Origin of the sequence: Paraburkholderia guartelaensis (assembly GCF_004353905.1) — a bacterium.
GTDB lineage: Bacteria > Pseudomonadota > Gammaproteobacteria > Burkholderiales > Burkholderiaceae > Paraburkholderia > Paraburkholderia guartelaensis.
In genome coordinates, this window is sequence record NZ_SMOD01000017.1 from 115,413 (window position 1) to 130,656 (window position 15,244).

Annotated in this window: 12 protein-coding genes; 10 read left to right on the forward strand and 2 right to left on the reverse strand. The window is 66.8% G+C overall.

Annotation, left to right across the window (positions count from 1 at the left end; translation table 11 throughout):
* The first annotated feature begins 21 nt into the window (after positions 1-21).
* The 3 genes from E1N52_RS22585 (at position 22) to E1N52_RS22595 (ending at position 3,914) form a co-directional block, all read left to right on the forward strand.
* Complete coding sequence (locus E1N52_RS22585) at positions 22-2,502, forward strand: GcvT family protein (protein WP_133184951.1); 2,481 nt, start codon at positions 22-24, stop codon at positions 2,500-2,502.
* Between the two features lie 70 nt (positions 2,503-2,572).
* Positions 2,573-3,436: a LysR substrate-binding domain-containing protein gene (locus E1N52_RS22590; protein ID WP_133184952.1), complete on the forward strand. Its 864-nt coding sequence runs from the start codon at positions 2,573-2,575 to the stop codon at positions 3,434-3,436.
* An 88-nt stretch (positions 3,437-3,524) separates the two neighbouring features.
* The gene (locus tag E1N52_RS22595) at positions 3,525-3,914 is read left to right on the forward strand and encodes an NUDIX hydrolase (protein WP_133184953.1); all 390 of its coding nucleotides are present in this window, start codon (positions 3,525-3,527) and stop codon (positions 3,912-3,914) included.
* 107 nt (positions 3,915-4,021) lie between these two features.
* On the opposite strand, the gene E1N52_RS22600 is transcribed toward E1N52_RS22595, so the two are convergent.
* Entirely contained in the window at positions 4,022-4,786 is a 765-nt protein-coding gene (locus tag E1N52_RS22600) for an IclR family transcriptional regulator (RefSeq protein ID WP_246089173.1), read from the reverse strand.
* A gap of 217 nt (positions 4,787-5,003) precedes the next feature.
* On the opposite strand from E1N52_RS22600, the gene sauS reads away from it, so the two are divergent.
* From sauS to E1N52_RS22615, 3 genes are read left to right on the forward strand one after another with little or no spacing between them, the layout of a single operon-like run.
* Complete coding sequence (gene sauS, locus E1N52_RS22605) at positions 5,004-6,458, forward strand: acylating sulfoacetaldehyde dehydrogenase (RefSeq protein WP_133184955.1); 1,455 nt, start codon at positions 5,004-5,006, stop codon at positions 6,456-6,458.
* Entirely contained in the window at positions 6,455-8,119 is a 1,665-nt protein-coding gene (locus E1N52_RS22610; protein WP_133184956.1) for an AMP-binding protein, read from the forward strand. The genes sauS and E1N52_RS22610 overlap by 4 nt, the downstream gene beginning before the upstream one ends.
* Positions 8,120-8,179: 60 nt before the next feature.
* The gene (locus E1N52_RS22615) at positions 8,180-9,562 is read left to right on the forward strand and encodes an MFS transporter (protein ID WP_133184957.1); all 1,383 of its coding nucleotides are present in this window, start codon (positions 8,180-8,182) and stop codon (positions 9,560-9,562) included.
* Between the two features lie 108 nt (positions 9,563-9,670).
* On the opposite strand, the gene E1N52_RS22620 is transcribed toward E1N52_RS22615, so the two are convergent.
* Positions 9,671-10,588 carry an NAD(P)-dependent oxidoreductase gene (locus E1N52_RS22620; RefSeq protein ID WP_246089174.1) on the reverse strand — a complete coding sequence of 306 codons (918 nt, stop codon included), beginning with the start codon at positions 10,586-10,588 and terminating at the stop codon, positions 9,671-9,673.
* A 253-nt stretch (positions 10,589-10,841) separates the two neighbouring features.
* Between E1N52_RS22620 and E1N52_RS22625 the strand changes: the two genes are divergently transcribed.
* The 4 genes from E1N52_RS22625 (at position 10,842) to E1N52_RS22640 (ending at position 15,223) form a co-directional block, all read left to right on the forward strand.
* Complete coding sequence (locus tag E1N52_RS22625) at positions 10,842-11,045, forward strand: DUF3311 domain-containing protein (RefSeq protein ID WP_133184959.1); 204 nt, start codon at positions 10,842-10,844, stop codon at positions 11,043-11,045.
* 72 nt (positions 11,046-11,117) lie between these two features.
* A complete protein-coding gene (locus E1N52_RS22630) occupies positions 11,118-12,530 on the forward strand; it encodes a sodium:solute symporter family protein (RefSeq protein ID WP_133184960.1) in 1,413 nt (470 codons plus the stop codon).
* A gap of 15 nt (positions 12,531-12,545) precedes the next feature.
* Entirely contained in the window at positions 12,546-14,222 is a 1,677-nt protein-coding gene (locus tag E1N52_RS22635; protein WP_133184961.1) for an amidohydrolase, read from the forward strand.
* Positions 14,219-15,223 carry a CobW family GTP-binding protein gene (locus E1N52_RS22640; protein ID WP_133184962.1) on the forward strand — a complete coding sequence of 335 codons (1,005 nt, stop codon included), beginning with the start codon at positions 14,219-14,221 and terminating at the stop codon, positions 15,221-15,223. The genes E1N52_RS22635 and E1N52_RS22640 overlap by 4 nt, the downstream gene beginning before the upstream one ends.
* Positions 15,224-15,244 lie beyond the last annotated feature (21 nt).

Consider the following 15,244-nt stretch of genomic DNA (forward strand, 5'->3'; position numbering starts at 1 on the left):
CTCCGCATCGAGGCCCACCCTATGCCTACCCCTGTCCCTGCGCATGCGCGCGTCGTGATCATCGGCGGCGGTATCGTCGGCTGCTCCGTGGCTTACCATCTCGCGAAACTCGGCTGGAGCGACATCGTCCTGCTCGAACAGGGCGTGCTGTCGTGCGGGACGACGTGGCACGCGGCGGGGCTTGTCGGCCAGTTGCGCGCGCAGCACAGCATGACGAAGCTCATTCGCTACTCCACGACCCTTTATGCCGAGCTAGAGGCCGAAACGGGACTTGCCACGGGCTGGAGGCAGTGCGGGTCGCTCTCGGTGGCGCGCACGCCAGAGCGGATGACACAACTGAAACGCACGGCGGCGTCTGCGCGCGCCTATGGCGTGACTTGCGACGTTATCGGGCCGCGGGAGGCGGGCGAGTTGTGGCCGGTGATGCGCACTGACGACCTGCTTGGCGCCGTCTGGCTGCCGGGTGACGGCAAGGCGAATCCGACGGACCTGACGCAGTCGCTCGCGCGCGGCGCGCGCATGCGTGGCGCCCGCGTGGTCGAGAACACGCGGATCACGGCTGTGCATACGGCCGCCACGCATGTGGGGCGGGCCGTGACCGGGGTGACGTGGCGCAACAAGGACGGCGACGAGGGCACGCTGCAGGCGGATCTCGTCGTGAACTGCGCGGGGCAGTGGGCGAAGGCGATCGGCCGGCTGGCCGGCGTTACGGTGCCCCTGCATTCGGCGGAGCACTATTACATCGTGACCGAGCGCATTGCGGGCGTGCATCCCGATTTGCCGGTCATGCGCGATCCGGACGGCTTCATCTACTTCAAGGAGGAAGTGGGCGGCCTCGTGATGGGCGGCTTCGAGCCCAATGCGAAGCCGTGGGGCATGAACGGGATTCCAGAAAACTTCGAGTTCCAGTTGCTCCCCGACGACTGGGATCAGTTCGAAGTGCTGATGGAAAATGCATTGCAGCGCGTGCCGGCGCTCGAAACCGCGCAGGTTCGCCAGTTCTACAACGGGCCGGAATCGTTCACGCCGGACAACAACTTCATTCTTGGCGAGGCGCCCGAGCTTCGGGGCTTCTTCGTGGGCGCGGGCTTCAACTCGATGGGCATCGCTTCGGCAGGCGGCGCCGGCATGGCGCTCGCCGAGTGGATCGTGGCCGGCGAGCCAACCATGGATCTGTGGCCCGTGGATATCCGCCGCTTTGCGCGCTTCAACGGCAACGACACCTGGCTGCACGACCGCGTAAAGGAAACACTGGGGTTGCACTATGCAATGCCGTGGCCAAATCGGGAACTCGACACGGCGCGGCCGTTTCGCCGCTCGCCGCTCCATGCGCTGCTCGCCGCCGATGGCGCCTGCTTCGGCAGCAAGATGGGCTGGGAGCGCGCGAACTTTTTCGCGCCAAAGCCCGCCGAGGCTCGCATCGAGTACGCGTTCGGCCAGCAGAACTGGCTGCCGTGGAGCGGCGCGGAGCACCGCGCCTGCCGCGAGCGCGTCGCGCTGTTCGACATGACGTCGTTTGCCAAGCTGCTCGTCAAGGGGCGTGACGCGGAAGCTGTCTTGCAGGGCATCGTCGCCAATGACGTAGCCGTGCCGGTCGGCACCACGATCTATTCCGGCATCCTCAACGATCGCGGCGCTTACGAGTCGGACGTCACGCTCACGCGCCTGGCGGAAGACCAGTATCTCGTCGTGACAGGTTCTGCGCAGGCAACGCGCGACTTCGACTACCTGGAGAAAGCGATTGGGCACGAGCGGCATTGCGTGCTCGTCGACGTCACCAGCCAGTACGCGGTGCTCGCCGTGATGGGGCCGCACTCTAGAGCGCTGCTGCAAAGTGTTTCGAAGACGGACTGGAGTAGCGAGGCCTTCCCGTTTGGTCAAAGCCGCGAGGTCGATATCGGCTACGCGACGGTGCGCGCAACGCGCGTCTCCTACGTCGGCGAACTGGGCTGGGAGCTATACGTGCCAGTCGAATTCGCGGTGGGTGTCTACGAGACGCTTCATGCGGCGGGCGAAGCGTATGGCCTTGTGAATGCGGGCTACTACGCGATCGAGTCGTTGCGCCTCGAGAAGGGCTACCGCGCGTGGGGCCGAGAACTGTCGCCCGAGCACAACCCCTTCGAAGCCGGGCTCGCATTTGCGTGCAAGCTCGACAAGGACATCCCCTTCCGTGGGCGCGACGCACTCTTGCGTCTGCGCGACCAGCCATTGCAGCGTCGGCTCGCCGTGTTCAGCGCCGACGGCGCAAGCGATCGCATGCTATGGGGCGGCGAAGGCATTCTGCGCGACGGCAAGCCGGTTGGCTCCGTGACTTCGGCCGTCTTCGGCCACACGCTCGGCTGCCCGGTCGCGATGGGCTACCTTTCGCGCCCGGACGGGGCAGTCGAAGCCGCATGGCTGGCAGAGGGGCGCTATACGATCGACGTGGCGGGAGAGCAGATTCCGGCGACGCTGCATCTGCGTGCGCCATACGACCCGCGCTCATTGCGCTTGAAGAGCTGACCGTGCGAATGCGGGCAACCGAGGGGCTGCCCACGACCGGTCAACGGCATCGTCCTCCCAGGGTGGCAACATGCATTACGCGCAATTGCGGGCATTTCATGCGGTGGCGGAGCAAGGCGGCTTTTCGAGGGCAGCCCGCGCGCTTGCGCTTACACAGCCGGCGATTTCCGATCACGTGCGGCGCCTCGAACAGGACTATGGCGTGCAGCTTTTCGAGCGTACGGCGCGAGGTGTCGAACCGACGGACCTCGGCCGGCGCCTCTATGCTGTGACACGCCAGATGGTTGCCTGCGAGCGCGACGCCCGCCGGTTGCTCGAAGCCGCGGGCGAGCTCGAGTCGGGCGAGCTTTCTCTCGTCGCGGACGCACCGGATCTGGCGCTGAGGCTGATCGGCGCGTTCCGGATGCGCCATCCGGGGATCGTGGTGAAACTCTCGGTGGCCAACGCGACCGAATGCATGCAGCGCGTTCTGGCGGGCGTCGTCGATGCAGCGATCTCTGCCGCACGCGTTGTGCATGCGGGCCTGGAAACGCGGGTGCTGTGTGAGGCGCCGCTTGTCGCCGTCGTTCCTGCCAGTAGCGCGCTAGCCACACAGGCTGCGCTTAGCTACGAAGCGCTCGTGCTCGAACCGATGATCTTTCGCGAAACGCAATCGGTCACGCAGCAACTGCTCGAAGCCGAACTGGTCCGCAAGGGCCTGCAAGTGCGTCCCGTGCTGTACGTGGAAGGTCGCGAGGCGCTGCAAACTGCGGTTGCGCAGGGCGTTGGCGTGGGTGTCATCGCGCGGACTGAGTTCGGTGGCTCACCGGGCGTCTGCGCGATTGCGCTCGCCGACTGCCAGGTCCGCATGGTCGAGTCGCTGGCGCGGCTCGCGGACCGTCCTGCGTCGAACCTCCTTGATGCACTTTTTAGTACCGACCCCGTATCGCCCTGACTTCGGGCTCGATGGTTGCTCACGCGCACATGGGCGGGCAAGAGTCGACTCATACGAAACAGATGGCGTCTGTGACGAAACGCGAAGCATGAAAGAACGAGCAACGGTCGTATGCTGGCAGCGAGGGCGGATTCTCCTCGTCGAACGGGGACGAGCGAGATGGTCGCTGCCGGGCGGCACGATTCGGCGCGCAGAGGCGCCGGCGGACGCAGCGCTGCGTGAACTCAACGAAGAAACGACGCTCGAGGGCTGCGAACTGGGATACCTGTTCCAGTTTGGCGGGCTCAACAAGCGGCACCACGTCTTTTTCTCCGTGCTGCACGACGACGCGAGACCTGTGCCGAGTAACGAGATTCTAAGGTGCCGATGGTTTCGTCCCCAGAAGGTATCGACTCTCATCACCAGTGTGCCGACACGGGAAATCGTCAATCTCCTGTTCGGTCATGACGTGCAGCGACCTGCTCCCGTCCGCGCGTAAAGCGCTTTGCTGCCGAGCGGCCTGGTGGCGAAGCGCGGGATTTTGTCTGCTGAAGCGCGGCATCCCCTCGATCAGCCTTGCGTCGTTGCCGGAGCCTACACACAGCCCTACTCGCGGAACGTCTTCGCGGTTTCCGTTGCGGCATGCCTCAGGTCGGGCACGAAGGCGAGCAGGTCATCGAGCGCGACGCGACCAACCGGCGCCTGGACGGCGATTGCCGCGCACGCACGGTTGCGGTCCAGCATCACGGGCACGGCGATCGCGATCAAGCCCTGTAAATGCTCCTGGTTGTTGATCGCGAGCTGCCGCCGGCGTGTCACCGCCAGTTCCTTGCGCAACGCTTCGCGGTCGGTGATCGTTTGCTCCGAATGCGCGCGCAGCGGCAGCGTATCGATCATGCGGTCGCGCCGCTCCTTGGGCAGAAAGCTCAGCAGTAGCTTGCCGCTAGCCGAGCAGTGCAGCGGCACGTGCGAGCCCGGCTGCAGATGCATGCGCAGCGGCCATTCGGTCTCCACGCGGTCGACATAGACCACGTCGTTGCCGGCGAGCATGGTGAGATTGCAGGTCTCGCCAATCTTCTCGACGAGCTGTTCGAGCAGCAGATGCCGCGCCGCCGCCGGCCCGGCATGCATCAGCACGTTTACCGCCATCATTCGCACGCGTGCCGAACACTCGTAGAGCTTGTCGTTGGCGCCGCGTGTGACGAGCCACGCGTCGGTGAGCTGGGCCAGGATGCGGTGCACGGTCTGCTTGGGCAAACCGAGCGCATCCACCAGATCCATCATCGCCAAGGGACGGCCCGCCTGGGCTAGCGTTTCCAGCACGCGGAAAGCGCGCACTGCTGCCGCATTCGATTGGTTCGATGTGGACACGCTTGTCTCCTGCGTCGGTCGCGTTGTGCGGTTGACGCTAGCTTTCCCGTTATTGTGCATCGCCTGGTGCGATTTTCGGGACTGATGAAAGTCCCGAAAATCGCATATTCCGCGCCTTGATAGTCGTGTGTCTGCGATTGCGCGGGAATCGGGACTCGCATTCACGCGCCGATGAATAGATTGGCAGTACAGCCAATTATTTGATCGGAGCGCGCCGATGAATGTGAGAGAGACCGTCGCCAACGCCGCCGGTGCGGGCAAACCCGAAGCGCCCGCGCCGCAGATCTCGGCGCTCGTAGCGCGTGCGCGTGCGGCGCAGCAAGCATTCGAGTTCGCCGGGCAGGCAACCCTGGATACTGCTGCTGCGGCCGCTGCGTGGGCGATCATGGAGCCCGGCCGAAACCGCGAGCTAGCCGAGCTGGCGGTGCGCGACACGGGACTCGGGAACGCCGAAGACAAGTTCCGCAAGAACTACCGCAAGACGCTCGGATTGCTGCGCGACCTGCATGGGAAAAAGACCTGTGGCGTGATTGCGCGTGACGAGGCCACGGGCATCGTCGAAATCGCACGCGCGGTCGGGGTGGTCGCGGCGATCACGCCCTCCACGAATCCGGCCGCGACGCCCGCCAACAAGATCATCAACGCGCTCAAATGCGGCAATGCGGTGATCGTCGCGCCCTCGCCGAAGGGCTATGGCGCGTGCGAAGCGCTCATCGGCTTCATCCATGCGCAGTTCGCCAAGGCGGGGCTCGACCCGGCGCTCGTGCAGATGCTGCCCGCGCCGGTGGACAAGGCCGCCACCGCCGCGTTGATGCGCGAAGCCGACCTCGTGGTGGCGACCGGCTCGCAGGCCAACGTGCGCATGGCCTACGCCAGCGGCACGCCGGCCTTCGGCGTGGGGGCCGGCAACGTGGCGTCGATCGTCACGCGCACGGCGAACCTTCGCGATGCGGCGCACAAGATCGCCGCATCGAAGACCTTCGACAACGCGACGAGCTGCTCCTCGGAGAACAGCGTCGTGATCGACGAGGCGGTCTACGACGCGATGCTGCACGAACTCGCCGCATCTGGTGGCGTGCTGCTCGACGCGCAGCAAAAGGCGCAATTGCAGGCGGCGATGTGGACCGACGGCAAGCTCTCGGCGCGCTGCACCGCAAAATCCGCGGCGCAGATCGCGCACGCCGCCGGGCTCGACGAGGTGGCAGAGGCGGCGGCATGCGCAGGCGCGTTCCTGATGGTCGAGGAGAGCGGCTTCGGCGCGGCGCATCCGTTTTCGGGCGAAAAGCTCGCGCCCGTGCTCACGGTCTACCGTGCGCGCGATTTCGACGCTGCCGCGGATATTGTCAGCAGCCTCTACGCGTACATGGGCGCAGGTCACTCGGTTGGCCTGCACACGGACGAACCGGATGAAGCCGTCACGCTCGGTTCGACGCTGCCGGTGGCGCGCGTGATCGTCAACCAGGCGCATTGCTTCGCGACGGGCGGCAACTTCGACAACGGCCTGCCGTTCTCGCTTTCGATGGGCTGCGGGACCTGGGGGCGCAACAACTTCTCGGACAATCTCGGCTTTCGCCAGTACCTGAACATCACGCGCGTGGCGTACCCCATCACGGAGCACGTACCCGAACTCGACACCTTGCTCGGCGACTATTTCCGGAGGTTCGGCCAATGAGCGCGCCCGCGACGATCCGCGCGCTGATCGAAGCCCGCGCCGCACAGTATCCGGACAAGCCCTTCCTGCTGACGGCGCCCGACGAAGGCCCCACCGAAGATGCCGACGCAGCCGCCGGCAGCGCCACGGCGGGCGCGACGCTGACCTTCGGCGAACTGCTCGAGCGTTGCCGCGCGCTCGAGAGCCGCTTTCGCGACGCCGGCCTCAAGCCGGGCGACGTCGTTTCGGTGCTGATGGGCAACGGCATCCAGACTGCCACGCTGCTGCTCGGCGCGATGTACAGCGGACTGATCGCGCATCCGCTCAACCTGCTTTGCCAGGCGTCGCAGCTGGCCTATATCGTCGAGCATTCGGATACGCGCATGATCTTTGCGAGCGCGCAGACCAGCGGCGCGCTCGAGGCGGCGCTTGCCGCGCTGCGCGAGCAGGGCATGTCGCGCCACATCGCGCTCGTGCGTACGGAGCCGGATGCCGTCGCATTGCCGGTGCTGCCCGCGCTCGAAACGGCAGCCGCCCATGAGACGAGCGCTGTGTCGGCGGCGGCGAGCCTCGCGGGCCTCCCGGTCCTGGAATCAGCGCCCGTGGAAGCCCAGTCCGACCCCGATGGGGCCGACATCGCCCTCCTGATGTACACCTCGGGCACGACCGGCTCGCCGAAGGGCGTGCTGCTCAGCCACGCAAGCCTCCATGCGAACGCGCGCAACATCAGCCTCGAGCACCGGCTCGCCGACGACGACCGCGTGCTGGCATCGCTTCCGCTCTATCACATCAATGGCCTCGTCGTGACCTTGCTTGCGCCGCTCTGGCACGCGGGCTCGGTCGTGCTGACGCCGCGCTTCTCCGGGCGTACGTTCTGGCGCGACGCGGCCAGCTACGGCTGCACGTGGATCAACGTGGTGCCGACCATCGTCGCCTATCTCCTCAACGGCGACGAACCGAGCGGACTCGACCTCTCGGCGCTCAAGTTCTGTCGCAGCGCGTCTGCTGCGCTGCCCGCCGACCATCATCGCGCGTTCGAGGCGCGCTTCGGCATCGGCGTCATCGAGACCATGGGGATGACCGAGACCGCCGCGCCCGTCTTTAGCAATCCGTACGATGCATCGCAGCGCCGCATCGGCAGCATCGGCCTGCCATCGGGCGGCGAAGCGCGCGTGATCGATCGTGACGGCCGTGAATGCGGACCGAACGAGTGCGGCGAAATCGTGTTGCGCGGCGCCCAGCTCATGCGCGGCTACTACAAGCGCCACGAGGAAACGGCGAAGGCGTTCACCGCCGACGGCTGGCTGCGTACCGGCGACCTCGGTTATCGCGACGACGAAGGCTACTTCTATATCAACGGCCGTTCGAAGGAACTGATCATCAAGGGTGGCGAGAACATCGCACCGCGCGAGATCGATGAGGCGCTGTTGCGCCATCCGGGCGTGCTCGACGCGGCGGCCGTCGGTGTGCCCGATCCCGCGTATGGGCAGGAGATCGTCGCGTTCGTGGTTGCGCGCGACGCCCACTGGCAGGGCGCACCCGACCCTGATGATCTGCGCGAGCACTGCCTGCGCGAACTGGGCCGCTACAAAACGCCAAAAGAATTCCGCTTCGTGAACGAACTGCCGCGCGGCCCCTCGGGCAAGGTCCAGCGGCTGAAGCTCGTGACGCCCTCGGGCTGATACACGACTACGCGCGCATCCAATCCGGCGACACAAAAGAGAGACTCAGGAGACGACGACATGAAGCAGCACGCGCAGCGCGTCAAGACGCGCCATATCATTCTCGCGGTCATGTGTCTGATGTATTTCATCTCGTACATCGACCGCGTCAACATCGCGGTCGCGGGACCGCTGATCCGCCACGAAATGGGCCTGAGCGCGGTGCAACTCGGCCTGGTATTTTCCGCATTCGCCTATCCCTATGCCGTCATGCAGATCATCGGCGGCTGGCTTTCGGACAAGTTCGGTCCGAAGCTTGTGCTCACCGTTCTCTCGTTGATCTGGGGCGCGGCGACGCTCGCCACGGGTTTTGCCGGCAGTGTCGCGATGCTGGTCGCGCTGCGCTTCGCGCTCGGCGTGGGCGAGGGTGGAGCGTTCCCCACGGCCACACGCGCTTTCACGTACTGGATGCCGGTGGGCGAACGCGGCTTCGCGCAGGGCATCACGCATAGTTTCGCGCGCCTGGGCGGCGCGATCACGCCGCCGCTCGTGCTCGCGGTGGTCGTGGCAGGCGGCTGGCGCGACGCATTCATCCTGCTTGGCATCGCGAGCCTCATGTGGACGGTGCTCTATCTCTTCGTGTTCACGAACTCACCGGAACAGAACCGGCGCGTCACGCCCGAAGAGACCGCCGAGATCGGCTATTGCAAGGGCGACTGCGACCGCGCCAAGCGCCAGGCGACGCCGTGGCGCAAGCTCGTGCGGCGCATGTGGCTCGTCACGTTCGTCGACTTCTGCTATGGCTGGCTGTTGTGGGTCTATCTCACGTGGCTGCCGTCGTATCTGAAAGAGTCGCGCGGTTTCGATCTCAAGCAGCTCGCGCTCTTCACGGCGCTGCCGCTGCTCGCGGGCGTGGTCGGCGACACGCTCGGCGGCGTGGTTTCCGACCGGCTCTACAAGTGGACCGGCCGGCTGCGCTTTGCGCGCTGCGCGGTGCTCGTGACCGGCATGGGGGGCTCGCTCATTTTCCTGCTGCCGATGGTGTCCGTCGCGAACCCGATGGTCGCGGTGCTCTTCCTCTCCGCTTCGTTCTTCTTCCTGGAGATCACGAATCCGGTGCTGTGGACGCTGCCGCTCGATATCGCCGGCAAATATGCGGGCACGGCGGGCGGCATGATGAACACGGGCTTCGGCATTGCGGGGATGGTGTCGCCGGTCGTGTTCGGCTACCTGATCCAGCACACCGGCAGCTATAACGTGCCGTTCCTGATCTCGGCCGGCTTGCTGGCGCTGGGGATCGTCGCGGCACTCTTCATCGATACCTCACGCACGGTCGAGGCCGACGAGGAGCGCGAGCGGCGCATGGGTCCGGAAGAGGCGGGGGCCTTCGCGTTCCTCGACAGCATGCCGACGGTGCAGCTCGAACGGCACACGCTGCGGCGCCCGCTGCGCTGGTGGCGCTGAGCCTCGCAGGGTGTGCGGGGCGTGAGCAGTGCATGGGGCGGCCCTGAAGGCCTCCGGGGGCTTCCGGGGCCTTCCGGGGCCTTGAGAGGGCCGCCACTCAGGTACGCCTTATGCGCCGCCGTCGAGCTTGCGCAGGCGCCAGATGAGGCTCGACGTGTCGAAGCGGCTGCCGCCGAGACGCTGCACGTCGCCGTAGAACTGGTCGACGAGCGCCGTCACCGGCAGCGCCGCGCCGTTGCGCTTCGCTTCGTCGAGGCAGAAGCCGAGGTCCTTGCGCATCCAGTCCACGGCGAAACCGAAGTCGAACTTGTTGGCCATCATGGTCTTGCCGCGGTTGTCCATCTGCCAGCTCGCGGCCGCGCCCTTGCCGATCACGTCGAGCACGAGCGCCATGTCGAGCCCGGCGCGCTCGCCGAAGTTGATCGCCTCGGACAGCCCCTGCACGAGGCCGGCGATGCAGATCTGATTGACCATCTTGGCGAGCTGGCCGGCGCCCGCCGCGCCCACCAGCGTCACGGCCGCCCCGTAGTGGGCGAGCGTGGGCTTCGCGCGCTCGAAGGCTGCGGCTTCGCCGCCGCACATGATCGTGAGCTTGCCGTTCTGGGCGCCCGCCTGGCCGCCCGACACGGGCGCGTCGATGAAATGCAGGCCATGTTCGGCGGCTTTCGCCGAAAGCTCGCGCGCGACGTTGGCGGAGGCGGTCGTGTGGTCGGCAAACACGGCGTCGCGCGCCATGCCGGCGAAGGCGCCGTCCGCGCCGAGCGTGATGCTGCGCAGGTCGTCGTCGTTGCCGACGCAGGCGAGCACCAGATCGGCGCCCTGGGCCGCTTCACGCGGCGTGGCGGCCGCGCGGCCGCCGTATTCGGCGACCCATTGCGCGGCCTTTTCAGCGGTGCGGTTGTAGACCGTAACGTCGAGCCCGGCCTTGGCGAGATGACCGGCCATGGGATGGCCCATCACGCCGAGGCCCAGGAACGCGACACGGCGTACCGGATTGGGGGCGGACGAGGATGCGGATTGGCTCACAGTGGCTCCTTGGGGTGGGGTTTGAGGCTGGGGCGGTTTCATTATCTCAGCTATCGGCGCGGCGCCTGGGCGGCGTCGGCACGAGGCGGCGCCGGCCTGGACTCAACCTGGACTCAACCTGGACTCAACGATAAGGCGCGTCTGGCACTAGCCGCGCGCGTTTTTGTCAGCCGATACTCGGTACAACAAGACGGCCTGGCCGGCTTTGCTCGCGACTGGAGCAGGGCGCCCAGGCCCGCAAAAGGAGACAAGGATGCTCAGGTATCTGATCGGAATCGGCCTCCCTTTTCTGGGCGTCATCGGCGCGCTGCCCTGGGTGGCTGCGCAGCAGGACCGCTACGTCTTTGGCGTGCCCTTCATCTACGCGTGGATCTTCGCCTGGTTCCTGCTGACCTCCGGGTGTCTCTTCATCTGCTGGCGCTGCTTCGACCGGCACCGCTACGCGAACGAGAACTAGCGAGCGCCCGCGGCGCCGACCGCATCCGCGCGCCACCGCCCATCCCATCGTCTCCACCCTGGAGAGCCGCGCATGTCCACATTCGTTTTCTCGCTCCTCATCGCCTTTTCGCTGTATCTCGCCATCCGCTCCCGGCGCGGCCACGGCAAGCAGAGCGTGCACGACTTCTTCGTCGCGTCGCGCCAGTTCGGCGTCGCGCTCGTGTTCTTCCTCACGGCCGGCGAGATCTACAGCATCGGCACGATGGTCGGCTTTCCGGGCGGGATCTATGCGAAAGGGCCGACCTACGGCATCTGGTTTCTCGGCTACATCCTGCTGGCTTACCCGATCGGCTATTTCATCGGGCCGCGCATCTGGGAGGCCGGCAAGCGGCACAACGCCATTACGCAGGCGGACCTCTTCAAGGGTCACTATCGCAGCCGCGCGCTCGAGCTGATCGTGGCGGGCTCGTCGATCCTGTTCCTGATCCCCTGGGGCGAACTGCAGTTCACGGGCCTCGCCTCCGCGCTCAAGGGACTCGGCTGGCACGTTCAGCCGTTCTGGCTGATCGTCGTCTGCGCCGCGCTCGCGTTCACCTATATCGCCATTTCCGGTGTGCGCGCCTCCGCCTGGATCGCGGTGCTCAAGGACATCCTGATGCTGCTCGCGATCGTCGTGACGGGCGTGGCCGCCGCGTGGATGGCAGGCGGCACGCACGAGGTGTTCCATGCCGCGAGCCATCAGGTGAGCAACGCGATGACGCCGCCGCAGCTGCGCTTCTCCATGAGCACGATGCTGTTCCAGTCGCTCGGCTTCTACATGATGCCGTTCGCGGCGCAGGGCTTCTTCACGGCGCGCGGGCCCAACACGATCCGCCGGACCCAGATCGCCATGCCGCTCTACATGATGATGTACCCGTTCCTCGTGGTGGCCTCGTACTACGCGATCAGCGCGAACCTCAAGCTCGCCTCGCCCAACGACGCGTTCTTCGCGGCAGCCGTCCACCTGCTGCCCGACTGGCTGCTCGGCCTCGTCGCGGCGGGCGCCGCGCTCTCGGGGCTGCTCGTGCTGGCGGGCATCTGTCTCGCGATCGGGCCGATCGTCACGCGCAACCTCATTCCGAACCTGCCCGAGACGCGCCAGAAGCGCACCGCGAAATTCGTGATCGTCGCCTATCTGCTGGTGTCGATCGCCACGACGCTGCTCACGCCGAACCTCATGCTCTTGCTCATCAACCTGACCTACTACGGCGTGACGCAGTTCCTGCCCGGCATGCTGATCCTGCTCGCCGGACGCCAGGTGCGGCCAGCCGCGGTGGCGGCAGGCATCGTCTGCGGCCAGGGCCTCGCGATCGTGTGCTACGTGCTGCATATCGGCTTCGGCGGCATCAATCTCGGGCTCGTGTGCCTGGCTGTGAACGTGCTCGTCGTCTTCGTGGGACATATTCTGTTGCGTCCGTCCGGGCGGCGCTATGCCATGCCCGATCCGCTTCACCGCCATTCATAGGAGTTGAGCCTGTCAATGAACCCGCAAGCCTCGTCTGCTTCTGCAGCTCAGCCGGTCACGGTATTCGCGGCACGCCGCATCCTCACGCTCAACCCTGGCCAGCCACATGCGACGCACGTGGCCGTGCGCGAGGGGCGCATTCTCGCGGTCGGCACGAGCGAGGACGCCGCGCGGTGGGAGACGCAATACGGCGCCTGCACGCGGGACGACACGCTGCGCGACAAGGTGCTGATGCCCGGGCTCGTCGAAGGCCATTGCCACCTGATGGAAGGCGCGGTATGGGATGCGGTCTACGTGGGCTACTACGACCGTCGCGGGCCGGACGGCAAGCTGTGGCACGGGCTGCGCACGCTCGACGCGGTGCTCGAACGCCTCGCTGAAGCCGAACGCACCATGACCGAAGACGGCCCGTTGCTCGCGTGGGGCTTCGATCCGATCTACTTCGGGGCGGCGCGTCTCACGACACGCGAACTGGATACGGTCTCGGCGAGCCGCCCAATCGCGATTCTCCATGCGAGCGTGCATTTGATGAACGTGAACAGCGCGATGCTTGCGCTCGCCGGCATCGACGAGGACACCGACGTGGACGGCATCGCGCGCGACGCGCAGGGCCGGCCCACGGGCGAGCTGCAGGAGTTCGCGGCGATGTTCCCGATCTACCAGGTGATTGGCGGCAAGCTCGCGATCGCGGCCAGCGAGAAGCCGCACGCGGTCTGGAATTTCGGCCGCGTCGCGCAGCTCGCGGGCGTGACGACCGCCACCGATCTCGTCAACGACCTTTCGCCACAGGGCAACCGGACCTTGCACAGCGTCACGGCCGACCCCGAGTACCCCGTGCGCATCGTGCCCGCGTTCGCTCCGCAGCGTAATCCCGCACAGAGCGCGGCCGGCGTGCTGGAGGCGATGGCGGGCAATACCGACAAGCTGCGCTTCGGGCCGGTGAAGTTCATCGTCGATGGCTCGATCCAGGGCTTCACCGCGCGCGTGCGCTGGCCAGGCTATGCGGGCGGGCAGCCCAACGGCCTGTGGCTGATTCCGCCCGCGCAACTGGTCGAGGTGTTCGAGCCGTATCACCGCGCCGGGCTGCAACTGCATATCCACACGAACGGCGACGAAGCGACCGAGGTCGTGCTCGACGCGCTGGCGACGCTGCTCGCGCGCCATCCGCGGCCCGACCACCGGCACACGCTGCAGCACTGCCAGATGGCGGACGCGGCGCAGTTGCGGCGCATCCGCGCGTTGGGCCTGTGCGTGAACTTCTTCGCGAACCACATTTACTACTGGGGCGATGCCCACTACGGCCAGACCATGGGCCCGGACCGCGCGAACCGCATGGACCCGGCCGGCTCGGCGCAGCGCATGGGCATTCCCTACGCGTTGCATTCGGACGCGCCCATCACCGCGCTGAGCCCGCTGTTTACGGCGTGGTGCGCGGTGCGGCGCGAATCGGCCAGCGGCCGCGTGCTGGGCGAGGCGGAGCGGCTCACGGTCGATGAGGCGCTTCATGCGATCACGCTCGGCGCCGCGTACACGCTGCGCCTCGATCACCTGATCGGCAGCATCGAGGTGGGCAAGTTCGCCGATTTCGCGGTGCTCGACGAAGACCCGAGCACCTGTGCGCCCGAGCGCCTGAAGGACGTGCCGGTGTGGGGCACGGTGCTCGGCGGACGCGTCATGCGCGCCCCGCGATGAATCCCGCCGCCACGCCGCTGACCGTGCGCGCGCCGATCGACCTCGCGGTGATCGGCGGCTACCTCGGCGCGGGCAAGACCACGGTGGTCAATCATTTGCTGGAGGCGCCGCACGGCAAGCGCATCGCGGTGCTCGTCAACGACTTCGGCGCCGTGAATATCGACGCCCGGCTCGTGCGCGCGCACAGCGACGACGTGATCGAGCTCGACAACGGCTGCATCTGCTGCACGATCGGCGGCGCGCTCGTCGATGCACTCGCGCGCCTCGCCGCGCGTGAAGAGCGGCCAGACCTGCTGCTGATCGAGGCGAGTGGGGTGTCGGACCCGGCGAAGATCGCCCAGGTGGGCTTGCTCAACGGCGCGTTTCGTCTCACCGCGGTGCTCGTGATTGCCGATGCGCTCGAGTTCGTGCACACGCTCGCCGATCCGCTGGTCGGCGCGATGGCGCAGCAGCAGATCGACAGCGCGAGCGCGGTGATCGTCACCAAGCTCGATCTGATCGAGGCCGGTGCGCGCGAGCGAGCCGTCGCGGACGTGCGCGCGCTTGCGCCCACCGACATTGTCGTGGCCGCCGATCACGGGCGCGTACCGCCCGCGCTACTGTTCGACGCAAGCATGCCGCAAACACGCGCGCTTGCCGATGCCAGGCGCTGGCAGCACCAGCCGCTCGGGTCGAACGCCGGCGCGTTTCCCGCCTTCGCAAGCGTGACGCTTGCCGCGCCCGACGTGCTGGACAAGGCGCGCCTGCGTGCATGGCTCAAGGCGCTGCCGCGCACGATCCTGCGCGCGAAAGGTTTCGTGCGCGTGGCCGATGCGAATGGCGGCATCAGCACCCGCGTGTGCCAGGTCGCTGCCCGCCGGCTACGCATGACGCCGCCCGCGCAGGGCGAGCATGCGCCGGGCGTGGAGAGCGTCATCGTCTTCATCGGCTTCATCGATACGGAAACCGAAGCGATGTTGCGCGACGGACTGCTCGCGTGTTGCGTGCATGCCGCCGCGTAGTGCCGCATTCAAGGCCGCGCG

What these genes read in the sequence shown, in the direction of transcription:
- E1N52_RS22585 (WP_133184951.1), top strand. Translation starts at nt 22, where the DNA reads ATGCCTACCCCTGTCCCTGCGCATGCGCGCGTCGTGATCATCGGCGGC.
- E1N52_RS22590 (WP_133184952.1), top strand. Translation starts at nt 2,573, where the DNA reads ATGCATTACGCGCAATTGCGGGCATTTCATGCGGTGGCGGAGCAAGGC.
- E1N52_RS22595 (WP_133184953.1), top strand. Translation starts at nt 3,525, where the DNA reads ATGAAAGAACGAGCAACGGTCGTATGCTGGCAGCGAGGGCGGATTCTC.
- sauS (WP_133184955.1), top strand. Translation starts at nt 5,004, where the DNA reads ATGAATGTGAGAGAGACCGTCGCCAACGCCGCCGGTGCGGGCAAACCC.
- E1N52_RS22610 (WP_133184956.1), top strand. Translation starts at nt 6,455, where the DNA reads ATGAGCGCGCCCGCGACGATCCGCGCGCTGATCGAAGCCCGCGCCGCA.
- E1N52_RS22615 (WP_133184957.1), top strand. Translation starts at nt 8,180, where the DNA reads ATGAAGCAGCACGCGCAGCGCGTCAAGACGCGCCATATCATTCTCGCG.
- E1N52_RS22625 (WP_133184959.1), top strand. Translation starts at nt 10,842, where the DNA reads ATGCTCAGGTATCTGATCGGAATCGGCCTCCCTTTTCTGGGCGTCATC.
- E1N52_RS22630 (WP_133184960.1), top strand. Translation starts at nt 11,118, where the DNA reads ATGTCCACATTCGTTTTCTCGCTCCTCATCGCCTTTTCGCTGTATCTC.
- E1N52_RS22635 (WP_133184961.1), top strand. Translation starts at nt 12,546, where the DNA reads ATGAACCCGCAAGCCTCGTCTGCTTCTGCAGCTCAGCCGGTCACGGTA.
- E1N52_RS22640 (WP_133184962.1), top strand. Translation starts at nt 14,219, where the DNA reads ATGAATCCCGCCGCCACGCCGCTGACCGTGCGCGCGCCGATCGACCTC.